Source organism: Roseibium sp. (assembly GCF_051016195.1).
Classification (GTDB): Bacteria; Pseudomonadota; Alphaproteobacteria; order Rhizobiales; family Stappiaceae; genus Roseibium.
This window is the reverse complement of the sequence record NZ_CP134616.1, coordinates 6,208,776-6,232,645: the sequence shown is the minus strand read 5'-3', so window position 1 is coordinate 6,232,645 and position 23,870 is coordinate 6,208,776. Positions and strand designations below refer to the sequence as shown.

Sequence of the window (23,870 nt, the reverse complement as noted above, 5' to 3'; positions counted from 1 at the left end):
TCACCGGAGAACTGTGCATGACTGAGCGTCAAGGATCAAGATTCGGTACGCATTTCGTGCGTCTTTCCAAATGAAACGAACCATCTCACCAAGTGAGATGGTTCACGAGAGTGCTAAGCCGCCTCCTTGGCCGTATCTCCGGCCTTGGGCGGAAACTTTCCATAAAAAGTCTCGTTTGCCTTGGCCATGTCACGCAGAAGCTTGTTCGGCTTGAATCTTGGTCCCCATTTGCGGGTGAACTTCTTGCAGATGTCGACGAAGGCAGGGGTGCCCATCATGTCGATATAGCTGAGCGTCCCGCCCGTGTAGGGCGCGAAGCCGAAGCCGAGTATGGAGCCGACATCGGCCTCTCGAACGTCGGTCAGGCACTGTTCTTCAAAGATACGCGCCGTCTCGAGTGCCTGCATCACCAGAAGGCGTTGCTTGAGTTCCTCGATATTGAAGCTGTCTGCCGGCTTGGGTTGGCCGGTCACGTCGGTCAGGCCGGGCCAGAGTTTCTTGTCCTTGCCCTTGTAGTCGTAGAAGCCCTTTCCGTTCTTGCGGCCAAAGCGCTCGCGCTTGACGACCATGTCCTCAAGAATGTTGTCGAGCGGGCCCTCGACATACTTCACGCCAAGGTCCTTGCGCGTCGCCGAGACGATTTTCCATGCAAGGTCGAGTGCGACTTCGTCTCCGAGGGAAAGTGGCCCGACAGGCATGCCCGCCATCTTTCCTGCATTTTCGATCATCGCCGCAGGGACACCATCGCCCAGCATCATCAGACCTTCGCGGATATAGGTCATGACAACGCGGGAGGTGTAGAAGCCGCGGCTGTCATTGACGACAATAGGTGTTTTCTTGATTGCCTTGATGTAGTCGAGTGCCATCGCCAGCGCGCGGTCCGACGTGCGTTTGCCGAGGATCACTTCGACCAGCATCATCTTGTCGACAGGTGAAAAGAAGTGAATTCCGACGAAATTCTTCGGCCGCTTTGAGGCCTGCGCCAGGGAGGTAATCGGGAGCGTCGACGTGTTTGACGCGAAAATGGCGCGCGACTTCATGACCGCTTCGGCGGCCTGAGTTACCGTGCGCTTGATTTCCCGGTCTTCGAACACGGCTTCGATCACGAGGTCGCAGTCGGCAAGCGCTTCGTAATCCGTTGTCGGGGTGATCCGCGCGAGCAGCTTGTTCTTCTGGTCCTCAATTGCCCGTCCCCGCTTGATGGCCTTGCTCATCAGCTCGTCGGAATGGGCCTTGCCCTTGTCCGCAGCTTCCTGGTCGCGGTCGATGAGCACGACGTCGATGCCCGCATTGGCAGATACATATGCGATCCCGGCACCCATGAAGCCGGCCCCGAGGATGCCGACCTTTTTGATCTTGTTGGGTCTCTGGTCAACCGGACGGCGGGCAAGCTTGTTCAATTCCTGCATGGAAACGAACAGCGAGCGGATCATGTTGGCCGCTTCCGGCGTCTGCAGCACCTTGGCGAAATACCGGCTTTCCACCTGGAGCGCGAGATCCATCGGCAACTGAAGGCCTTCAACGACGGCGCTCAAGAGATAGCGGGCGCCGGGATAATTATCGTAGGTCTCACGGCGGTAAATGGCGTTCGCGGCGGGCCAGAACTGGAAACCGGCCGGGGAATAGATCTTTCCATTCGGCAATTTGTAACCCTTCTTGTCCCAGTCCTTGACCGGGTCGACGCCGCTTTTGAGCAGCTTCTTTGCAGCTCCAACCAGCTTCCTGGTGCCGGTGACCTCGTTGACGAGTTTCATCTGCAATGCCTGGGGGGCGCGCAGGGTCCGTCCTTGCAGAAGGAACTGCATGCCCTGCTGACCGTCGGTCATGCGCATGACGCGTTGTGTTCCACCGGCCCCCGGGAAAAGCCCGACCTTGACCTCCGGAAGGCCCATTTTCAGGCCTTCGTCTGCAACGCGGGCATGGCAGGCGAGGGCCAGTTCCGTGCCCCCGCCCATGCAGGTTCCGGCGATAGCGGCGACAAACGGTTTGCCGCATGTTTCCAGTTTGCGGTAAATCAGCGTCAGCCGGCGGGAGCCTTCGTAGAGCATCTTGGCTGCCCCTTCCGGGTCGGCTCCGCGCTTCACATGAAAGTCTTTCAGGAGGCCTTCCATCATTGTCAGGTCCGCACCGCCCGAGAAGGCAGACTTGCCGGAATGGATAACGGCGCCCGTAACGGTGTCGTCCTGGGCAACCTGGTCGATGATCGCGTCAAGTTCATCCATCACCGTCAGGTCAATGACGTTCAGGGATTTCTCGGGCATGTCCCACGTGATCACGGCAATGCCGTCTCCGTCGGTTTCGAGTGTGAAATTCTTGTAGCTCATGGGAATACCTCCTCGGATCCGGCGCCGTTTGACTGCATTGTTTCGGTCTGCAGGTGGGCGCGCTGCTGCGCGGCCGACTTGGTGCCTTCGACGATGACCTCGCCTGTGTGTTTGGTTTCTGCGGGTTCGAAAAGCATGACCCAGCACTCGTCTTCCACGACCGGATTGTGCTGGACGCCCTTTGGAACGACGTGCAGGTCACCGGCACTCAGGACGGCGTCGTCCCGATCGCGATACCGGATTGTCAGTCCGCCCCTGACCACGTAGAACAGTTCGTCTTCATTCGCGTGGTCGTGCCAGACGAATTCGCCATTCAGCTTCGCAAGCTTCACGCATTGGCCGTTGACATCCGCGACCACACGCGGCGACCAGTAATCGGAAATAGCCTCGAATTCCTGTTCGATATTGCGGATCATCGGTCAGACGCGCTCAATGATGGTGGCCGTGCCCATGCCGGCACCGATGCAAAGCGTGACCAGCGCGGTGTTCAGATCGCGGCGCTCCAGTTCGTCGAGAACCGTTCCCAGGATCATCGCGCCCGTCGCCCCCAGCGGGTGACCCATGGCGATCGCGCCGCCATTGACGTTGACGATGCCCGGATCAAGGTCGAACGCCTGCTGATAGCGCAGAACCACGGAAGCGAAGGCTTCGTTGATTTCGACAAGATCGAGGTCCTTCATCTCCATCTTGGCGTTCTTGAGAAGTTTCTCCGTGACATCCACGGGTCCGGTCAGCATCAGGGCAGGTTCCGAACCGATATTGGCAAAGGCCTTTATGCGGGCGCGGGGTTTCAGGCCCGAAGACCGGCCGGCCGTGCTCGAGCCGATCAGAACCGCGGCGGCGCCGTCAACGATACCGGAGGAGTTGCCCGCGTGGTGCACATGCTTGATCGCCTCGATTTCCGGATGCGCCTGGACGCCGACCGCATCGAACCCGCCCATGGCCCCCATCAGCTCAAACGAAGGATTGAGCGAGGCAAGGGACTGCATGTCGGTCTCCGGGCGCATATGTTCGTCCCGGTCAAGGATGGTGATGCCGTTGATGTCTTTCACCGGCACCACCGATTTCGAAAACCGTCCGTCGTTCCAGGATTTTGCGGCGCGTTTCTGGCTTTCGACCGCATAGCCGTCGCAATCGTCACGGCTGAAGCCGTATTTTGTCGCAATCAGGTCCGCGGAGACGCCCTGTGGCATGAAATAGGAGGGAATGGCCACCTGCGGTTCGATCGGCCATGCGCCGCCCGAAGCACCGATACCGACCCGGCTCATGCTCTCCACGCCGCCGGCAATGACCAATTTGTGCTGTCCTGACATCACCTGGGCCGACGCCATGTTGACAGCGTCGAGACCCGATGCGCAGAAGCGGTTGATCTGCATGCCGGGGACCGACGTGTCGTATCCGGCGGCAAAAACCGCGGCACGGGCGATATCGCCGCCCGCTTCGCCAACCGGGTCAACGCATCCCAGGACCACGTCGTCAACTCTGGCCGTGTCGAGCCCGTTGCGGTCGCGAACCGCCTCCAGGGCCGTCGCCGCCAGGCGTACCGACGGCACTTCATGAAGCGCGCCGTCCTTCTTGCCTCGTCCCCGCGGGGTTCTGACGTGATCGAAGATATAGGCTTCAGCCATCTGGTCCTCCTTCGGACGGTGTCTAGTCGGCACCCGGTAACGGGTGTCCGGGCATCAGATCATAGGGGTGTTTCCAGCCGGGCAGCGCCTTGATCCGCTCCAGCCAGGCGGCAACGTTCGGGTAGGGAGTGAAATCCGTTCCGATCTCGTCGCGCACGAATAGGTAGCCACACAGGGAAAAGTCGGCGGTCGTAGGCTTGTCGCCGATTGCATAAGCGTTGGCCGCGAAGTGTTTTTCCAGGATCGCGAGCGCGCTCTTGAACCTGCCTTCGAGCCACTTCGTGACGTCTGTCTCGCCGGTTTTTGCATAGATGCGCAGAAATCTCAGCGGCCCGGCCACGCCTGAAATCTTCTGGTTGTCGAAGATGGTCCAGCGCAGGATTTCGCGGCGCTCGTCATTGTCTGCACCGCCGAACTTGTCAAACTTTTCAACCAGATAATCGAGAATGGTTCCCGATTGGGTCAGTGTCCTGTTACCGTGCACGAGGACCGGCACCTCACCCATTTCATTGAGCGAACTGCGGAACTCTTCGGACCGGGTCTCGCCGTTGAAGAAGTCCACCCATTTGGGCTCCCAGCCGGCATCGCACAGCTCCAGCATCAGTGCCACCTTGTACGAATGCCCCGACTGGGCCATGCAATAAAGAACGTAGTCGGCCATACCTGTTTCGTCTCCCTGGCTGGTTGCGTAGGCTGAGAACCTACACCGGCCAATGCGGATTCGCGCGGCTTAATCTCTCTCCGGTGAACCCGGGTCAGAACGCATCCGCGTCAAGCGACATCAGTGTTTCGGAACCGGCGGATATCCGCGCAAGGTGTGCGGCGGTCTCCGGCAACGTGCGTTCCATGAAAAACATGCCGAAGGCCAGCTTGGTCTTCAGCCAATCCGCTTTCTCACCCGCGTCACCGGCAAGTTGTTCCTGGATGGTCTTGGCCATTTTGGTCCACATGTAACCAAGCGCAACGAGCCCGAAGAGGTGCATGTAGTCGGTCGATCCCGCTCCGGCGTTGTCCGGGTTTTTCATGGCGTTGTTCATGAACCACATGGTCGCGCCCTGAAGATCGTCCATGCCTTTCTTGAGCGGACCGGTAAACGCCACCAGATCCTCGTTGTCCTTGTGTTCCTTCAGGAATGTGTTCACTTCGTTGAAGAAGCTCATGACGGCGCGGCCACCGTTGGCCGGCAGCTTGCGGCCGACAAGGTCGAGGGCCTGAATGCCGTTCGCGCCTTCATAGATCATAGCAATACGGGCATCACGCACAAACTGTTCCATGCCCCATTCGGCGATGTAGCCATGACCGCCATACATCTGCTGTGCGTTGACGGCATTGGCGAACCCTGTATCGGTCAGAACACCTTTCAGCACAGGCGTCATCAGTCCCATCATGTCATCGGAATACTGCCGGTCCTTTTCGTCGTCCGAGCGGTGCGAAACGTCGCCGTGAAGAGCAGTCCAGATGATCAGGGCGCGCGCTGCTTCGTTGAAGGCGCGGACGGACATCAGCGTGCGGCGGACATCCGGGTGCACGATGATAGGGTCCGCCGCCTTGTCCGGGCTCTTCGGACCGGTCAGGGCACGGCCCTGGAGGCGGTCCTTCGCGTAAGTGACCGCGTTCTGATAGGCAACCTCCGACTGCGATAGCCCCTGAACGGCAACGCCGAGGCGGGCTTCGTTCATCATGACGAACATTGCCTTGAGGCCCTTGTTCTCTCCGCCCACCAGCCAGCCGGTCGCATCGTCGTAGTTCATCACGCAGGTGGCGTTGCCGTGAATTCCCATCTTGTGCTCGATCGACCCGCAGGACACACCGTTGTTGTCACCGACGGATCCGTCCTCGCCGACACTGTTCCTGGGAACAACGAAAAGCGAAATGCCCTTGACCCCATCCGGGGCGCCCTCGATACGGGCGAGCACCAGATGGATGATGTTTTCGGACATGTCGTGCTCGCCGGCCGAGATGAAAATCTTCGTGCCGGAAATCTTGTACGAGCCATCAGCCTGGGGAACGGCCTTCGTGCGGATCAGCCCGAGATCGGTTCCGCAGTGCGGCTCGGTCAGGTTCATGGTTCCGGTCCAGGTGCCGGAGATCATGTTGGGAAGGTAGGTGTCTTTCTGGTCGTCCGTTCCGTGAATGGTCAATGCCGCCACAGCGCCCGCGGTCAGCCCCGGATACATGGAAAAGGCCATGTTCGCGGACGAAGCATATTCGTTGAAGATCGTTGCAAGCGTGTGCGGCAGGCCCTGACCGCCATGGTCCGGGTCGGTGGACAAGGTGCCCCAACCGTTTTCGCAGAAGGCCTGATACGCCTCGGCAAATCCTTTCGGCGTGGTGACAGACCCGTCTTCGTTCCGCGTGCAGCCCTCCTGGTCTCCGACCTGGTTCAGCGGCTGCAGCACCTCTTCGGCAAACTTGCCGCCCTCGCGCAGGATCGCTTCGACGAGGTCGAGCGGCGCATCGGAAAATCCCGGAAGGTTGGAATAGCGGTCATAGCCGAAAACATCTTTCAGCAGGAAAAGCGTGTCTTCGACGGGCGCAGTATAGCTTGGCATGCACATCCTCCCAGATCTGCCGATCGGTTCTAGGTTTACGTTTCCGTAAACGTCATCTGACGCTTATATACGCGCCTTGATTTCATGCGGCAAGTGGTGTCCCAACGGAAGGGATTGCAAAAAAATGTGCCCAAAACACGCAAATTGGAAGCGTTTTCGCGAATGCTCGCATCAAATTCATGTTGTGATGACGTTTTTTTGAGGGTTTTTGGTTCCGGCACATGCATGAAAATAGCCGCTCGAATTCCGACCGAGGGTCCCCAGACACAAAAACACCGGCTCGAAGGCCGGTGTTTCCTCTTAAGTCTGCGAAAGGAAAGATCAGCCTTCCTCCGCTTCCTTGTGCTTGAGCATACCTGATACGATCTCGACCGTGCGTGACAGTTCCTCGATCGCCTGTTCGATGTCTTTTCTCTGGTCTTCGAGAACGGCGATCTGCTCGTTGAACTTGGACAGGGCGACCCGGAGCTGCGTGACCTGACCGTCGCGCAGGTCATAAAGGTCCAGCATGTCGCGAATTTCCGTCAGCGAGAAACCGACCCGCTTACCCATGAGAACAAGCTTCAGCCGGGCGCGGTCGCGGCGGTTGTAGACACGGTTCAGGCCATCACGCTTGGGGTTCAATAGACCCTTGTCTTCGTAAAAGCGAAGTGTCCTCAGTGTGCAGCCGAATTCCTTGGCAAGGTCGCCGATCGTGAACTGGGTTTTCTTGGTGCTGTCGTCGGATGCGGATACGACATCGACAAGATCGTCTTCGTTGAGGATGGAAAGCGCTTCGCTCATGATGGTCTCTACTCGATTCTCTGCCGTTTTCCGGCAGTGTTGGTTTTTGTTGCTCTTTTTGTCTGCGCGGACGGGCAGACGGTTACCGTCTTGCATTTGCTGCAAAAACAGGTCTGCGCACCGGTGATTGGCGATTGTTTAGCTTACGTGCGCGTAAAGGTCTAGAGGGCTATGCAAAACGTTAAGAAAAATTAAGGTTTCTCCGGCGGTTCCCGGCGCGAAACGACATATAAACAGGTCATTTTCCGCAAAAAAGCTTGATTTTCGCATTTAGCAACGATGGTTAACTACCTGTTTACCCTAAGTCGACAAAGTTCGTTGAAACGCTGCCAGTCGTCCGTTTATTGACGGAAACGAATGGTAGTCCGCTCAAACCGCGGTCACGGTGACCGTCAGTCCAGGGTTGAGATATGCCGGCTTGGAATAAACACGAGGCAGGACGCCGCGGCCGTGATGCGTATGAAAGCGACGACTACTACAGAACGACGGGCAGGGAGCCAGCGCACGAGCGCATCGAGCGACTGACGCAGACCGCGACAGCTCTTGGCGGGGGGCATCCTTCCCGCGGCCGTGACGACGATCTGAACGCGGTCGCCGACGAACTTGACCGCATGTTGTCCGAGCGCGGCGGCGCCGGTGCCGGCCGTTCTAAACGCGCTGCAAGGCCGCAGAGGCCCGCTTCTTCAAGAAATGCTGCCCCTCACGCATCCGGCATGGACGACGTCATGGGCGCGCTCGATCGCCTTGACGAGCAGGTTCAGGGGCTCGCGAACGCGTCGCATGCGCAGGACTATGGCGAACTGCCGTCTTCGCGCGCCTATCCACAGGCGGGACGCTACGCCATGGACGCGTTGGAAGATCACGACTACCACAACAGCCTGACAGGATATCAGGCTCCGGAGCCTTCCCCGGACTTCGACGACGATGCTTTTGCTTCTCGACTTTCCAGGAGTCAGTCGTCTTACGCGCACAACGATGCTTCGCTTCACATCTACAAGGACCTTGGCCGGCGTATCGATGCGCTTCGCGCTCCGCAGGAAAAGGCGTTCAATCAGGTCCGGGAAGAGCTTGGATCTCTGCGTGAGGCTCTTGGCGGCATTTCTCGGGGGACCAGCGAAACTGTTGGCCGGCAGAATGCGGAACTGCGCCGGCTGGCGGATATGGTGGAGCGTTTGCGTGCAGACAAGCGCGGGGAACAGTTCGCCGTTGAAATCCGCAAGGAGGTCGCGGATCTGAAGTCCATGGTCGGGCGCACAAACGTGGAAGGTGCGCTGCAGACGCTTGAACATGGCTATTCCCACATTCTGCAGCGTCTCGACGAATTGTCCCGCGCGTCACTGGACCCGCGCGTCCTCAGGGGCGTAACGGCGCGATTGAATGAAATCGAGGACGCATTTTCCACGCTGCCGCAGTCAGAGCACCTCATGGTGCTGGAAGACAGGATAGCGAACATTGCAGAGCGTCTGGAGGAGCTCCTTCAGCGAGAGCCGCAGGTCGAAATTGAACCTCTGCGCGCCGAACTGCGGGAAGTCCGCGGCTACGTCGAGCAGATCGACATCAAGGGTCTCGTGGAAGGCATAGACGACCGGATGAAGTTTGTCTCCGGCCGACTGGATGACCTGGAAGTGCTGGCACGCGAGCAGCGCGGCCTTGACGCACGGCTGTCGGCGATGGAAGAGCGCATGCCGCAGCCGGAGACGATTGCCAGGCTGCAGGGCCGCCTTGAAGACATCGCCGGAATGATGGCGGACGACAAGGCAACTGCCCCGGATCTCGAACATCTGTCGCAGGTCGACAAACGTCTGGACGAAATCGTCGACAGACTGGAACGGATGGAACAGTCCGCACCATTGCCCTCCGCAGACAGCGGCGCTTTCCAGGCTCTTGAAGAGCGTCTGGAAAATATCGCCGGAAAGATCGACGCGATCGAAACGGAAGCCTCACGGCCCGCACCGGCCTTTGATCCGGAAGCGCTTCGGGCACTTGCCGGGCCGGATACGGAGTTTCTGGCGCAATTGCAGGAGCGGCTGACTGACCTGTCGGCGCGTCTCGACGAACCCAAGGACACGGTCACGTCGTCAGATCTGGACAAATTGCGCGAAGAAATCGGTTCGATGCGCGAAAGCGTATCATTGCCGTCGTCCACGGAATCTCTTGAAGCCAGGATTGCGGATCTTGCGCAACTCGTCTCGAAGAATGCGGACGTGACCGACGATGATCGCTTTGAACTGCTGGGTGAAAAAGTCGCGGCGCTTGCGGCGCAGATCGAGACCAGTTCTTCCGAAGCCCCGGGCCTTGACCAGGTCGCCCCCGTGCTTGAACGAATTGAACGCGGACTGGAGCAGACCCGATCGGATGTCACGGACATCGCCCGAAAGGCGGCTTTCGACGCAGTGGCAAACGCGCCCCAGCCGCAGGTCCCCCAGTATGACGAGACCATCTCTGCGCTCCAGGGAGACCTGAAACGCTTGGTCGATGCCGCCGAAGGCGGTGAGCAGCGCAACAGGAAGACCTTCGAAAGCGTCAAGTCAGTTCTGGGCTCACTGACCGACCGGCTCGACAGTCTGGAGCGCTCGGAAGCACGCGCGCCCGTTGCCGACGTGCCTGCCGGTACGCCCGTCATGCCTGGCATCACGCGGCCCGTGGCGCCGGCCATGAGCGAACACGAAACGTTCCCGTTCACCCAGGCTGCACGTATCAGCAAGGAGACGCCCGAAGTCGGCGCGGGCGAGGAGCGCTCAGTTGATACACAGCCGGAAGACAGGACAAGGGACCGTAAAGCCGACTTCATCGCCGCTGCGCGCAGGGCAGCGCAGGCCGCGTCGGCCGAAGCGGCCAAGCTTGAGAAGTCGAAATCCGCTAATTCCGGTGTTGAGGCAGCAGATGAGGGACGCGGCAAGGCACGCGTCGGTTGGCTGCGTAACGTCCTCAAACGTGACACCGCGTCCAAGGCCGAGGACGATGCACACGAGACGGCGGATGACCTGGAACTCAGCGAGGACGATTTCACCAGCGGCCACTCCGAGACCGATCAGCCGCCCGTGTTGCCGGGCGACCGCCCTGCGCCGGAAATCAAGGAACGCGGCGGTAGCCGGCGCAAGGCTATTTTGCTTGCCGCCGTCGCCGTGGTTCTTGCGCTCGGAACCTTGACAGCCTACCGCTTTGTCTCCGGTTCGCCTGAACAGGAAAATGTCGCTTCCGCCGGGCCGGAAACAACCAGTGTTGCCGAAACCGCACCGGTTGCCTCCGCGACGCAAAATCCGCCGGTGCAAAAAGCAGACGTTGCTGCAGTCTTGCCTGAGGAGGCACCCTCTCCACCTGCCGAGGCCATACCGGCTGAGGCCGGCGTCGTTGCAAACGCGCCCGGTGGAAAAACTGACGAAATCCCTGTGGTTGCCGAGGCAGCTCCCGCAAAGTCACCGGAACCGGTTCGTCAGAGCGAGCCGCTCGTCGCGTCGCAAAGCGTGCAGGCGACTCCCGCTACGGCTGAGGACGTGCCGGAAGCTGCGGCCGCCTTCGCCCCTCCTGCAGGTGTTACAAGCAGCTTTGGTGACAACCCGGTCTCCGATCCGGCAGAACGTGCGCCGGGGTCCGGGACGCAAACTCTCGATTCGTCTTCTCTTCTTGCCAACCTGCCGCCGGAAGCTGTCGGCCCGATGGCGCTGCGCAGCGCTGCGGCGAGTGGCAACCCGGCTGCCGAGTTCCTTGTCGGCGTAAAATATACCGAAGGCGATGGTATACCGCCCGATCTGGAAAAAGCAGCCGTCTGGTATCAGAAGGCGGCCAACAAGGGCCTTCCGCCCGCCCAGTACCGGCTCGCCAGCCTCTATGAAAAAGGGCGCGGCGTTGAAAAGGACATGGCCAAGGCAAGAGCCTGGTATTCGCAGGCAGCCCAAGCCGGCAACGCCAAGGCAATGCACAATCTCGCGGTTCTCTATGCGGAGGGCGGCGGCGAAGAGCCTGACTATGCCAAGGCGGCGATGTGGTTTGAATCCGCGGCCAATTACGGTGTTAAGGACAGCCTCTTCAACCTTGGCATTCTCTATGCCGGTGGCATTGGTGTCGATAAGGATCTGGTGGCAAGCTACAAGTGGTTCGCAATTGCCGCCGACAAGGGAGACCCGGAGGCTGCGAAGCGCCGCGATGATGTTGCCAACATGATGGATCAGCAGACGCTGGCGAATGCGCGCCTCGCTGTGGAAAGCTTCAAGCTCAAGGACGCGGATCCGGCGGCGAACAAGGTGACACTGGAGCCGTCATGGGCGGAACAGTCCTCCTTGCCTGCCGCAAACGTATCTGCTCCGGCGCAGACCGGGGATGTCGACATGATCCGCGAAGCCCAGGACAAGCTGAATTATCTCGGCTTCGACACGGGCACACCGGACGGACAGATGGGCCCGCGCACGCGCAGCGCCATCCGGGCATTCCAGCGCAGCATCGGCATGCCGGAAACCGGCGAGGTCGACGCCAAGCTGATTGATGAGCTCAAAAGTCAGGCAATCTGACGATTTTCGGGATTTCCGAACCAAAGTGAGATGCTGGTTGGTTGACACATCGACCGGCACGGGTTTTTAACCAGTTTAGTCTATTGTTCCTGCAGCCCCGTCTGCATCCTGTTCCGGCGTAACCCAGTGCAACTATATCTGCCCATAGCCGAAATTCCGGTCAATATCTTCGTGATATTTGCCATGGGCGGTGCCGTGGGTTTTCTGTCAGGACTGTTCGGGATTGGCGGCGGATTTCTGCTGACGCCCTTGCTGATCTTTTCCGGCATTCCTCCGGCGGTCTCCGTTGCGACCGTCACGACGCAGGTTGTCGCCTCGTCCGCGTCCGCCGTGGTGACCTACTGGCGGCGAAAGGCGATTGACCTGAAGCTTGCATCGATATTGTTGGCGGGCGGTGTCTTCGGATCGCTCATAGGCGTCATATTGTTCGACGTGCTGCAATCGGTCGGGCAGCTGGACCTTGTGATTTCCCTGTCCTATGTCACCTTTCTGGGCGCAATCGGCGGGCTGATGCTGGTCGAGTCCATCCGGGCGATCCGGCGGCGGAAATCGGGCGCGGCGCCTTCTGCACGCAAACCGGGTCAGCATAACTGGATCCACGGCTTGCCGCTCAAGGTGCGGTTCAGGCAGTCCAAGCTCTATGTCAGCGTCATCCCCGTGGTCGGGCTGGGCGCGATTATCGGTTTTCTGGGCACGATTCTGGGGATTGGCGGCGGCTTCATGATGGTTCCCGCGCTGATCTATCTTCTCCGGGTACCGACAAATATCGTCATTGGAACATCCCTGTTCCAGATTCTGTTCACGATGGCGGCGGCGACGATTTTCCACGCCATGGGCACCAAGACCGTCGATATCGTTCTGGCGATGACCCTGATGATCGGTGGTGTGATCGGAGCCCAGTTCGGGGCGCGCATGGGGCAGAACCTGCGCGGCGATCAGCTGCGCCTGTTGCTGGCGCTTCTGGTGCTCGGTGTCGGGCTGCGCTTTGCCGTCGATCTGCTGCTTATTCCCGATGATCTATACTCGATCGCCATTCGCAAGGGAGCGGGAGTATGATCCGGTCTCTGCTTGCCATCCTGTTCGCTTTCGCCGGTCTCTCGGCAGGCCTCGCGCAGGAGGATGACCGCTCGAAGGACCTTGTCACGGCGCTTTCCTCCGACATGGTGTCGATCCAGTCAAACTTCACCGGAACCGAGATCGTCATCTTCGGCCAGGCGAGCCATATTCGGGACAGCTCCGGAGAAGCGGACGATTTTCAGCTCGCGATCGTGGTTGAAGGTCCGCCGCAGGACATAACCACCCGGCGCAAGGGACGGTTTCTGGGCGTCTGGGTCAACCGGGAAGCAGAGCGCTTCCAGAACGTTCCTTCGTTCTATGCCGTCGCGAGCACCGCCGACATAGGCGAAATCGCGCACCGGAATGTGCTCGATGAGTACAGTATAGGTCTCAACCACATCAATCTGGCGGTTTCGGGCGTCTCGAACGTGGCGTTGTCGGATCGCGACGACTTCCGCCGGGCGTTTGTGCGCTTGCGTCAGGAAACGGGTCTTTACTCGGAACGGGAAACGTCGATCGAGTTCCTGACCGATACCATGTTCCGCACGAAAATACCGCTGCCGGCAAACATACCGGTCGGCGACTACACCGTGAAAAGCTACCTCTTCAACCAGGGAGAGCTTGTCTCGGAGACGCAGCAGATCCTCGCGGTGGCGAAAATCGGTTTCGAACAGGTGACCTTCGAACTTGCGCAGAATTACCCGCTTGTCTACGGCGTTCTGGCCGTGATCCTGGCGATATTCACCGGCTGGCTCGCGGGCGTGATCTTCAGGAAGGACTGATTGCCGGCTGCGGATGCATGACCGGTGGGCCGTCGCGCCATGTCCATGCCGGAACTGCGCCTGCAGGTATTATCATCTGGTGCTCGCACACCCTGCCGTTATTGTGATGAAGTGGCACGACCATGGAATCACAAGGTGGGGCATCATGACTGATCAGTCTTCTCCCGAACCGGCGGGCGGCAAAGCAGGCACGCGCGAGCCGACCCTCGATGCGAAGGTGATTGATATCGCCATTCGCCTGGGCGTTCTCGGCCTTTTTGCCTATTTCTCGCTGCAGCTCATCGCGCCGTTCTTTCTGTTCCTGCTCTGGGCGGTCGTTCTGACCGTGGCGCTTTACCCGGCCCATGACTGGCTTTCCGGGAAGCTGGGTGGGCGCAAGGTGATTTCCGCGATCCTGATTACCTTGCTGTGCCTTGCGATCGTCATCGGCCCGGTTGCGGTGCTCGTCGTCAGTCTGGTCGAAACGCTCAGCGGCTGGTTCCACGGCATTACCGGGGAGGGGCTCACCCTGCCGCCGCTGCCGGACAAACTGGCGGCGCTCCCCGTCATCGGTGACCGCATCGCCGAACTCTGGGGCCTTGCCAGCCGAAGCTTGGAGTTGTTTTTCACCAAAATCGGGCCGATGCTTGTGCCGGCTGGCGGGCGGATCCTGTCCATGCTCGCATCGCTGAGCGGGAGCGTTCTGTTCTTCATTGTCTCCATCATTCTCGCCGGTTGCCTGTTCGTGCCGGGTCCCGCGCTCGGCAGGGGCGCCAAGCGTTTCGCGGACCGGATCATGGCTCCCCGCGGCTCCGAGTTCGTCGACCTCGCCGGCGCGACCATCCGCAACGTCTCGCGCGGCGTAATCGGCGTTGCGGTGATCCAGGGTCTTCTGACCGGTATCCTGCTGATTGCGTTCAACGTACCCCTCGCAGGCGTCCTGACCTTCATCGCCCTCATCCTGTGCATCATCCAGATTGGCCCGGCGCTGGTGATCATCCCGACCATCATCTGGGCGTGGAGCTCCTGGGAATTCGTTCCCGCACTCGCCTTCACGATCCTGATCGTGCCGGTGATGCTGGTCGACAACGTCCTGCGCCCGATCCTGATGTCCCGCGGCCTCGACGTCCCGATGCTGGTCATCCTCATCGGTGTCCTCGGCGGCACCATCACCCACGGCCTGCTTGGCCTGTTCCTCGGCCCGGTTGTGCTGGCGGTATTCTATGAACTGGTCACCGCATGGGTGAAGGTGGGCGAGGAAGACTAGGCGACAGCTTTCCCAAGCACCTGTCGCCCTGCGACGCAAGGTTACCTCTCTCCCGGGGAGAGGTCGGAGCGCAGCTCCGGGTGAGGGGGCAGAACAGCGAACGATGGATTCTCGTCACGTGCACGGTCAGTGCGTACAGTCCGGGTGACCGCTTGTAAATGCGAACAGAACCACCACCTCAAATCGTGACCGGTGTTGCATCGCGACACCTTGCGGGATCTTGACGCGGGCAGGAACGGCGCTTGAGTGTGAACAGGAAGCTGAACCGTCTGATGTGGATGGAACGCGCACGGACGGCGCTGCTGATTGCGATGGTCGGCATACCGCTGGCCGTCGGAATAAGCACGATCATGGTGTCGCAGAGCGGTGTCGGCAATCATGGCGGCGAACCCATCACCGGTGTGCTTCTGCATCATTCCAGCGACTATCGGGACGACGGGTCCATCCGCACGACCTTGCGTGTTCAACTGGAGGACGGCAAGGAGGTCACGGTGCGGACACGGAACAAGGGGTTTCCTGCCGTTGGTGAGGAAATCGTTTTGATGAAGCGCCTGCGTGAGAACGGCCGGGCGTTCTACTACCTGCCCCTGGTGAACACGGCCGACGAATGACGGGTTGTGCCGTCAACGCCTGCGGCAGCCTTGGTGAACTGCCGGGTTAGTCCCCGACCAGGCGGCTTGCCGTGAAAGGATAGAGCCGGTCGTTGCCCAGCATGAACACCGAAAACTGGCGCCGGGTGAAGAGCGTTGAATAGGCGCGGTCGGCGACGTTGAGACCACCTGTCAGCGCACCGAAGGCCGGAAGCACCAGGCGGGTTCCATCGGTGATGAAGCAGGCGCGGCGGATGGACCGTCCGAAACGGCGCACTCGCGCGACCGGGTGAAGGTGCCCGCAGATCTCTCCGGCCGTACCATCCGTGCCGATTTCCTCGACCGGTTCGTGCCGGAATTTGAGCGGCCCGACGGATATTTCATCCACCGTCTCCCCGCAAAGACGCACGGGCGCGACCGGATCATGGTTGCCCGTCACCCAGATCCACTCGCGGCCGAGCTGGAGCGTCGTGAGCATGGCCCGGTAGGGAGCGGGCAATCTGTCGGACCCGTCCGCATCGTGGAAACTGTCGCCAAGACAGATGATGCGGGCCGGATCGAACGCGTCCATGACCCCTGCGAGCTTTTCCAGTGTCGCGCCGGTATCATAGGGCGGCAGCATGACGCCGCGGCGCGCATAACTGGAGCCTTTCTCAAGATGAAGGTCGGCAACGACCAGGAGAGATTCCTCCGGCCACCACAGAACACCGCTGTCATGCAGGCCGACCAGTTGCCCGTTGACCTGGATGTCATGACACACCGGCGCAGTCTCGTATTTGCGCAGATGGGATGTCAGAACATTCATGCCATTGCCTCCTGAACGAGATCATCCGCCGCGTCTTCAAGCAGCGAGTCTATCGCCTCGCCATAGACCGGTTCCTTGCCTATTTCCAGGAGGATCGGCACCGCAAGTGGAGAAACGCGCGTGAGGACACTATGCGTGATTCTGCCACGAACGCGTGCAAGAAGTTCACCCAGCCGCGAGATATCCAGAAGTCCTTCTGCGGCGTCTGCCCAAGTGGCCTTGAGCAGGATGTGATCCGGTTCATGCGTGCGCAGAACGTCGTAGATCAGGTCCGAGGAAACCGTAACCTGACGCCCGGTTTTTTCCTGGCCCGGGTGCCGGCGCTCTATCAGCCCGGCGATGACGGCACAGTTCCGGAACGTGCGCTTCATCAGGCTGGATTCCGCCAGCCAGGCATCAAGATCGTCGCCCAGAATGTCTTCTTCGAAGAGTGCGTCCAGCGATATGCGTCCGCTCGAGAACAGCAATGACAGATCGCCGAGTCCCCAGACCGACAGCGCATAGTCGGTGGCAACAAATCCCATCGGCCGTGCGCCAAGACGCTCCAGACGCTTGGTGAGCAGCATGCCGAGTGTCTGGTGCGCCAGGCGCCCTTCGAAGGGATAGCAGACCATATAGTGCTTGTTGGACCGCGGAAATGTCTCGACGAGCAGACCGTCGCGCGCGGGCAGCACCGATTTCGCCTTCTGGATTTCCAGCCAATCCCGGACCTGGACCGGTAGGTGTTTCCAGCTTTTGGGATTGGCGAGCATCGCGCGCACACCGTCTGCAAGGTATGTGGAAAGTGGAAACTTTCCGCCCATGTAGGACGGGATCATCGGGTTGTCGGTCTTGGCCCTCGAGACATAGGTTTCGTTCTCGCGGATGGCCTCGAAACGGACGACCTCGCCGCCAAAGAGGAACGTGTCGCCAGGCACCATCTGGTCGACGAAGTATTCTTCGATTTCTCCCAGGATGCGGCCGCCGCGCCCAACCGGGGTGCGCCGCCCGTCCGCCTTGGACCGGACCAGACGCACCTTGAGTTTCGGGGCTTCCACGATCGTGCCGACATTCAGCCGGTACTGCTGGGCGAGCTTGGGATGCGAGATCCGCCAGAGACCGTCCTTGCCCTTTTTCAGTTTGGCGTACTGGTCATAGCTCTTCAGCGCATATCCGCCCGTCGCGACGAAGTCGACGACGCGCTCGAAGGTTTCCCAGTCGAGATACCTGTAGGTTTCGCTGGAGCGGATTTCATCGAAAGTCGCTGTCAGATCGAGCGGCTCGGCGCAGGCAAGGCCCATGACATGCTGCGCCAGCACGTCAAGCGCACCCTTGCGCAGCGGCGGGGTGTCCTGATCGCCGCGTTTTGAGGCGGCAAGTGCCGCCTGGCATTCCAGCACTTCGAACCTGTTGGAGGGGATCAGGACGGCCTTGGAGGGCTCGTCCATGCGGTGATTGGCCCGGCCGATCCGCTGCGCCAGCCGGCTCGCTCCTTTGGGTGCGCCGATATTGACGACAAGATCGATATCGCCCCAGTCGATCCCCATGTCGAGAGAGGAGGTCGCAACGACGGCGCGCAGCGAACCGGATGACATTGCCGCCTCCACCTTGCGCCGTTGTCCGACATCGAGCGAACCGTGGTGAAGGGCGATCGGCAGCGTGTCCTCGTTGATGCGCCAGAGTTCCTGAAACACCATTTCCGCCTGACTGCGCGTGTTCACGAAGAGAAGCGAGACGTTGTGCGCCTTGATCAGCTCATAGATGTCACCGATCGCGTAGCGGGAGGAATGACCGGACCATGGCAGCCTCTGCTCGGAATCGAGAATGGAAATCTCCGGCATGGCACCGCCGGAGACTTCAACCACGTGCGACAGCGTTTTCCTGGTGACGTCAGGCTGGTCGACCAGATAGGCGCGCAGGTCGTCCGGTTTGGCGACGGTCGCAGACAGTCCGATGGTTCTGAGCCGCGGCGCGATGCGGCGCAGGCGCGCAAGGCCAAGGGACAGCAGGTCACCGCGCTTGGAGGTAACCAATGCATGAAGCTCGTCCAGGATCACAGTTTTCAGAGAAGCGAACAACCGCGTTGACGCAGGATCGGACAACAGCAGCGCAATCTGCTCGGGCGTCGTCAGCAGAATATCCGGCGGGTTGAGTTTCTGCCGCTGCCGTTTGTGCGACGGCGTGTCGCCGGTGCGGGTTTCCAGCCTGATCGGAAGCCCCATTTCGGCGACAGGAGCTTCCAGGTTCCGGGCGATATCGACGGCCAGGGCCTTCAAGGGGGAAATATAAAGCGTGTGCACGCCCCCGCCGGCCTGGCCGGGTTTCACCTTGCCCCGCAGCTCGAGTTCCACGAGGCTGGGCAGGAACCCGGCCAGCGTCTTGCCGGCACCGGTCGGCGCGATCAGCAGTGTCGAATGTCCCTGCGCCAAGTGATCGATCAGCTGCAGCTGATGTGGCCTCGGGGCCCAGCCCCGGGAAGCAAACCAGCTCTGAAATCGATTGGGTAGCAGCGCAACGTCCATGAGGCAGTTTTAGGATAGCGGCCCGGAAAAGGCGAGAGGGAGCGGTCAAAAATGTTCACTTTGTGTTCTTTGGTGTCCCAGCCACTTGAATATGCGGCCAATCCGCGAACTAATGCCCTAATGTCAGAACTCCTCACGATAACGCCCGAAGGCCTCTATTCGCCCGCAGCCGGTGCCCATATCGACCCGGTCCGGCCGGTCGAAAAGGCCATCGTCACCCACGGACACGCCGACCACGCCCGCGCGGGGCACGGTGCGGTTCTGGCAACACGGCAAACGCTCGACATCATGTCTATCCGCTACGGAGAAAACTTCTGCGGCACCGCTCAGGCCATCGGCTGCGGCGAGATTATCAAGGTGGGCAGTGCCGATGTATCCCTGCATCCGGCCGGTCATGTTCTCGGCTCGGCACAGATTCTCCTGGAGAAATCCGGCCGCAGAACAGTGGTGTCGGGCGACTACAAACGCCAGGACGATCCGACCTGTGCGTCCTTTGAACTGGTCAAATGCGACACCTTCGTTACGGAGGCAACCTTCGGGCTTCCCGTTTTCCGCCATCCGCCGGCCGGCCAGGAAATTGCGAAACTTCTGTCATCGGTGGATCTTTTTCCCGAGCAGACGCATCTCGTCGGCGCTTACGCGCTGGGGAAAGCGCAGCGCGTCATCGGCGAATTGCGCGCAGCCGGCTACGGCAGGGTGATCTATCTCCATGGCGCATTGGAGAGGCTCTCGGCCTACTATCAGTCCGAGGGTGTCGACCTTGGAGCTCTGGAGCTGGTCGGCAAACGCGGCAAGGAACTGAAAGGCGAAATTGTTCTGTGTCCGCCGGGGCAATTGAACGACAGGTGGGCGCGGCGTTTCGGCGATCCGGTCGCGGCCATGGCATCCGGCTGGATGCGGGTACGCGCGCGGGCGCGCCAGCGCGGTGCGGAACTGCCGCTCATTCTGTCGGATCACGCCGATTGGGACGATCTATGCCGGACGATACTTGAGACGGAGGCCGAGCAGATCTGGGTCACGCACGGAGCAGAGGAAGCACTCGTGCACTGGTGCGAATTGAATGGACGAAAGGCACGTCCGCTCAATATGATAGGGTATGACGATGGCGAGGATGCCGACGGCGTCGAGGTCTCAGGGGCAAACTGACCTCGGAGTAACCGTCCGGATCCTGAGGGAGGCGGTCATATGGACAACGGTGGTGTGGAAAACGCCGGCAACGGTCATGCAAACGGGGCAGGTTCGAACGAGGGCGCGGAAGAGGCGATTGCCCAGCTCTTCGACGACTACCAGGCCGGTTTCAACGATTATGACATCGACCGGATCTGCGACTGTTTCGCCTTGCCCGCCGTTATCTGGCAGCATGAAAAAGGTCATGTCTTCGCCGATGATGAAGAACTGATCGAGAATGTGGAAGCGCTCCTGAAAGCACTGGAAAAGGAAGGCGTCACCCACTCAGACTTTCAAGTCGTTTCAAGCCATGTCAGCGGATCTTCCGCGCTCGTGACCCTCGACTGGTCGCAGGAAAGCGCGGACGGCGAGACGGTGCTCGAATTCACATGTCATTATCAGCTGATCCAGGACGGCGTCGACTGGGTCATTGCGGCGATCGTCAATGAGTGAACATCGAACTGTGAAGCGTCAGGACAGCAACGCCTTGCAAAACGGGTAGGTGGTCATGCGCTCCACACCGTCATCCGCGATCAGGAACTGATCTTCGAGCTTCACACCTTCCTGCGCCGCTTCTTCTCCGATGTAACTCTCGATGCAGATCACCATGCCCGGTTCGAACTGTCCCTCGAAGGCGTAGGGGACATCGTCGAAAAAGTGGGGGATGTAGGGAAATTCACCGCATAGTCCGAGGCCGTGCCCCAGGCAGTAATAGCCATATCCGCGATTTTCGGCCGGGACCGGCCAGGCCGCGCGGGCGAAGTCTTCGTAGCTGACGCCCGGTCCCAGGAGCGCGGCATTGTGCGAGAGTTGCTCGTGGGCGAGGCGGTAGAGGTCACGTTGTTTCCCGGCGGCGGGCAGGTCTCCACACAGGAAAGTGCGGGAAAAGTCCACTGCATAGTGCAGATATCCGAGGGCGTCGGTGTCGAAACAGACGAGATCGCCGGTCTCCATGCGCCGGGCCCCGGCTTCCTGGAAATAGGGAAAGGTTCTGGAGCCCGACTGAAACAGCCGCGTGGAGATGTATTCCCCCTCCGTCGCGATCAGGTGACGGTGAAATTCGGACCAGACCTCAACCTCGCTGGCGCCCGGAGCAATCGCCGCTTCCAGCGAGCCTGCCGCGGCCTGGACGCGATCAACCGCTTCGCGCATGACAGCAACTTCCGTCGGTTGCTTGATGAGCCGGGCAGCGGAAAATACGTCTGTTCCATCGAGCAGTTCAAGTCCGGCACTGCGCATTCGGTCCGTGACAGGAACTCCAAACCCCTCGATCGCCAGAACGCGCTCGCTGCCGATGATGGAGATCAGATCCCCGACAAAACGCGTAATTTCTGGCACATATCCTCTGCCGGCAAGGGCGGTTATGCCGGGGGCCGGTCGGATTTCGGTCACAACGGGATTGTTTTGCTGCAGGTGCTCGCAGCCGGCGAACTCCCACAGGTAAGTTGCACCGCACGCCAGGACCAGCACAAAGCGGAAGGGCCCCATATGGCTGAAGACCGTCATGTTCCGGGCGCCGGTCGCGTAAAGGATATTGATCGGATCGGACGTCAGGAGAGCCGGAACGTCGCGTGCCTTCATCACTCTCAACAGGCGCTGGTGCGTTTGCCTGACAAGGGCGGCGCGATCGAATTCCACGGCAGTAGCCTCCCTTCCCAGGGGTACGGCAAGAGGATATTTCTCTTAATTCTTCGCCTTTGCCGCTTTCCTGGCCGCGCGCGAGGGTTTGTTTTTCTTCGCGCTCTTCTTCTTCGCACCTGTATCTTTCGACGCGGCACGGGACTTCGGCTTGCGACGGTCATCGCCGTCTTTGGCGGATCGCCGTTGCGGAGCGGCGCCGTCGTCCGCATTTCCGGCAAGAGCCTTCATGTCGAGAGGCTCATAGGCTGGATGGTGCGGTGCGGCCTCGTCATTGCCGCGGCGGCGCTTTTTCCCGCGCGGTGCGTCGAAGTCTTTTTTTGGCCCCGGCCGTGAGCGGCCGGGCTTCCTCGTGTCCTCGCGCCCCATGCTTTCGTAGTCGGGTGCGTCCGCTCCGCGTGGCCGTCGCTTGGGCGCCCCACCCCGGTCCTTCCGGTAGCCGTCTTCCTTTGGAGCTGCCGGAACCTTGCCGCCGCGGGCATCAAGAAGCGTGATCGTGACATTGTCTTCACCCGACCCGTCGCGCTTGATGACATCGGCAAAACGTTGGCCGTGACTTCCGGCGATCTCGAAGTAGAGCTGGTTCTGAAAGATCTTGATCGCACCGACTTCCTTTTTGGTCACATGCCCGGCGCGGCAGATCAGCGGAAGGATCCAGCGCGGCTCCGCCCGCTGACGATGTCCGAGTGACAGCGAAAACCAGACGCCATCTTCAAACTTTCCGGTGATCTCGGCATTGCGGCCGCCGCGCGATCCGGCGTCACGTCCCTTCAGCGAGGTTTCATCCAGCGCCGTGATGTCCTCGGGCGCCGGCATGCGGGATTGCCGCAATTTGACGAAAGCTGCTGCCAGTTGCTCGGGACTGTGAAGGGCAAGGAGTTCCATCGCCATCGCGCGCTCCTCGTCTTCGAGTTCCACCGACAGCGCGGGGTCCGCCAACAGGCGTTCCTTGTCCTTGGCACGGATCTGGTCGGCGGTTGGTGCGCCAAGCCATGTCGCCTTGATGCCTGCGAAATGAAGCACCCGCTCGGCCTGACGGCGGCGGGGAAAGGGAACCATCAGAACGCAGGTGCCCTTGCGTCCTGCGCGTCCGGTCCGCCCGGACCTGTGCAGAAGGGCCGCCTTGCCGGTGGGAAGATCGGCGTGGATGACAAGATCCAGGTTCGGAAGATCGATCCCGCGTGCAGCAACGTCGGTTGCGACACAGACCCGCGCACGGCCGTCCTTCATGGCCGCAAGCGCGCTGGAGCGCTGCTCCTGGCTGAGTTCACCGGACAGGGAAACGATCGAGAAGCCCCGGTTGGCGAGGCGCGAGGTCAACCGGCTGACGGCTTCACGCGTCGAACAGAAGACAATCGCCTTTTCCGCTTCGTGCAGCCTGAGCACATTGATGAGTGCGTTTTCGCGCTCGTTGGGCGCAACGGGATGGGCGACATAGTCGATATCGCCATGCTGCTCCCGGGCGTTGACGGTGGACAGACGCACCGCGTCCTTCTGGAACCTTTTGGCGAGTTCCGCGATCGGCTTCGGCACGGTCGCGGAGAACATCAGCGTGCGCCGCTCGCGCGGGGCAGCGTCGAGAATGAATTCCAGATCTTCGCGGAAGCCCATGTCGAGCATCTCGTCCGCTTCGTCCAGCACAACGGCCCGGATTTCAGACAGGTCGAGCGCGCCACGTTCAATGTGGTCCCTGAGGCGGCCGGGGGTGCCGACAACGATATGCGCGCCGCGCTCCAGCTGCCTGCGCTCCATGCGCGGATCCATGCCGCCGACACAGGAGGCGGTGACGGCACCGGCTTCTTCGTATAACCAGGCCAGTTCTTCCTTCACCTGAAGCGCAAGCTCACGCGTCGGAGCGATGGCCAGCGCGATCGGCGCGGCTGCCTTTCCAAGATGGGATTCGTCCTGCAGGAGCGTTGGCGCAAGAGCAAGGCCGAAGGCCACGGTCTTGCCTGATCCGGTCTGTGCCGAGACAAGCAGATCAGCATCTGGAGGGGCATCGTTCAGGACGCTTTCCTGGACGGGGGTGAGGCTTTCATAGCCCCGCTTCGCCAGCGCGGCCGACAGGGCCGGGGCGAGTGACATCAATTCAGTCATAGAGATCTTTCAACTGCTCCGGATCATCTGCGTCCCAATCAGCAGTCTACCGGATCGGCCCGGACATGCGCCGGGCAAGGGTTCGCGCGGCTTATATAGACAAAACGTTGCGCAGTCCACATCAGGACAATGAAGTATTTTTTGGCACACTTGAAAGGTGTGACAATGGCTGCGATTGCAACCGGAATGACTGACC

17 protein-coding genes are annotated in these 23,870 nt (G+C 60.4%); 7 read left to right on the top strand and 10 right to left on the bottom strand.

Annotated elements, in window-relative coordinates:
* Positions 1-113 precede the first annotated feature (113 nt).
* From RDA78_RS28255 to RDA78_RS28230, 6 genes are all read right to left on the bottom strand, one after another.
* Positions 114-2,324, bottom strand: coding sequence for a 3-hydroxyacyl-CoA dehydrogenase NAD-binding domain-containing protein (locus tag RDA78_RS28255; RefSeq protein ID WP_434053071.1), 2,211 nt, complete (start codon positions 2,322-2,324; stop codon positions 114-116).
* Entirely contained in the window at positions 2,321-2,740 is a 420-nt protein-coding gene (locus RDA78_RS28250) for a cupin domain-containing protein (RefSeq protein ID WP_434053070.1), read from the bottom strand. Before RDA78_RS28250 ends, RDA78_RS28255 begins: the two co-directional genes overlap by 4 nt.
* A gap of 3 nt (positions 2,741-2,743) precedes the next feature.
* Complete coding sequence (locus RDA78_RS28245; RefSeq protein ID WP_434053069.1) at positions 2,744-3,952, bottom strand: acetyl-CoA C-acetyltransferase; 1,209 nt, start codon at positions 3,950-3,952, stop codon at positions 2,744-2,746.
* A 22-nt stretch (positions 3,953-3,974) separates the two neighbouring features.
* Positions 3,975-4,613: a glutathione S-transferase family protein gene (locus RDA78_RS28240; protein ID WP_434053068.1), complete on the bottom strand. Its 639-nt coding sequence runs from the start codon at positions 4,611-4,613 to the stop codon at positions 3,975-3,977.
* A gap of 94 nt (positions 4,614-4,707) precedes the next feature.
* Positions 4,708-6,504 (bottom strand): acyl-CoA dehydrogenase C-terminal domain-containing protein, encoded by a 1,797-nt coding sequence (locus tag RDA78_RS28235; RefSeq protein ID WP_434053067.1) that lies wholly within the window; start codon positions 6,502-6,504, stop codon positions 4,708-4,710.
* Between the two features lie 321 nt (positions 6,505-6,825).
* Complete coding sequence (locus tag RDA78_RS28230) at positions 6,826-7,287, bottom strand: MerR family transcriptional regulator (RefSeq protein ID WP_434053066.1); 462 nt, start codon at positions 7,285-7,287, stop codon at positions 6,826-6,828.
* A 410-nt stretch (positions 7,288-7,697) separates the two neighbouring features.
* Here RDA78_RS28230 and RDA78_RS28225 point away from each other — a divergent pair, with 410 nt between their 5' ends.
* The 5 genes from RDA78_RS28225 (at position 7,698) to RDA78_RS28205 (ending at position 15,487) form a co-directional block, all read left to right on the top strand.
* Positions 7,698-11,792 carry a peptidoglycan-binding protein gene (locus RDA78_RS28225; RefSeq protein WP_434053065.1) on the top strand — a complete coding sequence of 1,365 codons (4,095 nt, stop codon included), beginning with the start codon at positions 7,698-7,700 and terminating at the stop codon, positions 11,790-11,792.
* A 126-nt stretch (positions 11,793-11,918) separates the two neighbouring features.
* On the top strand, positions 11,919-12,848 hold the full coding sequence (locus RDA78_RS28220) for a sulfite exporter TauE/SafE family protein (protein WP_434053064.1): 930 nt from the start codon (positions 11,919-11,921) through the stop codon (positions 12,846-12,848).
* The gene (locus RDA78_RS28215) at positions 12,845-13,630 is read left to right on the top strand and encodes a TIGR02186 family protein (protein WP_434053063.1); all 786 of its coding nucleotides are present in this window, start codon (positions 12,845-12,847) and stop codon (positions 13,628-13,630) included. The genes RDA78_RS28220 and RDA78_RS28215 overlap by 4 nt, the downstream gene beginning before the upstream one ends.
* 145 nt (positions 13,631-13,775) lie before the next feature.
* Positions 13,776-14,876 (top strand): AI-2E family transporter, encoded by a 1,101-nt coding sequence (locus RDA78_RS28210; RefSeq protein ID WP_434053062.1) that lies wholly within the window; start codon positions 13,776-13,778, stop codon positions 14,874-14,876.
* Between the two features lie 242 nt (positions 14,877-15,118).
* Complete coding sequence (locus tag RDA78_RS28205) at positions 15,119-15,487, top strand: hypothetical protein (protein ID WP_434053061.1); 369 nt, start codon at positions 15,119-15,121, stop codon at positions 15,485-15,487.
* A 46-nt stretch (positions 15,488-15,533) separates the two neighbouring features.
* Here RDA78_RS28205 and pdeM read toward each other — a convergent pair whose 3' ends face one another.
* The gene (gene pdeM / locus RDA78_RS28200; protein WP_434053060.1) at positions 15,534-16,271 is read right to left on the bottom strand and encodes a ligase-associated DNA damage response endonuclease PdeM; all 738 of its coding nucleotides are present in this window, start codon (positions 16,269-16,271) and stop codon (positions 15,534-15,536) included.
* On the bottom strand, positions 16,268-18,772 hold the full coding sequence (locus RDA78_RS28195; RefSeq protein ID WP_434053059.1) for a ligase-associated DNA damage response DEXH box helicase: 2,505 nt from the start codon (positions 18,770-18,772) through the stop codon (positions 16,268-16,270). Before RDA78_RS28195 ends, pdeM begins: the two co-directional genes overlap by 4 nt.
* A gap of 120 nt (positions 18,773-18,892) precedes the next feature.
* Between RDA78_RS28195 and RDA78_RS28190 the strand changes: the two genes are divergently transcribed.
* Positions 18,893-19,918, top strand: coding sequence for a ligase-associated DNA damage response exonuclease (locus RDA78_RS28190; RefSeq protein ID WP_434053058.1), 1,026 nt, complete (start codon positions 18,893-18,895; stop codon positions 19,916-19,918).
* Between the two features lie 39 nt (positions 19,919-19,957).
* Complete coding sequence (locus RDA78_RS28185; protein ID WP_434053057.1) at positions 19,958-20,392, top strand: DUF4440 domain-containing protein; 435 nt, start codon at positions 19,958-19,960, stop codon at positions 20,390-20,392.
* A gap of 18 nt (positions 20,393-20,410) precedes the next feature.
* Here the strand turns inward: RDA78_RS28185 and RDA78_RS28180 are convergent, their stop codons facing one another.
* Together RDA78_RS28180 and RDA78_RS28175 are read right to left on the bottom strand one after the other, a co-directional pair.
* Entirely contained in the window at positions 20,411-21,577 is a 1,167-nt protein-coding gene (locus RDA78_RS28180) for a M24 family metallopeptidase (RefSeq protein ID WP_434053056.1), read from the bottom strand.
* Between the two features lie 45 nt (positions 21,578-21,622).
* Positions 21,623-23,674 carry a DEAD/DEAH box helicase gene (locus tag RDA78_RS28175; RefSeq protein ID WP_434053055.1) on the bottom strand — a complete coding sequence of 684 codons (2,052 nt, stop codon included), beginning with the start codon at positions 23,672-23,674 and terminating at the stop codon, positions 21,623-21,625.
* Positions 23,675-23,870: the final 196 nt, after the last annotated feature.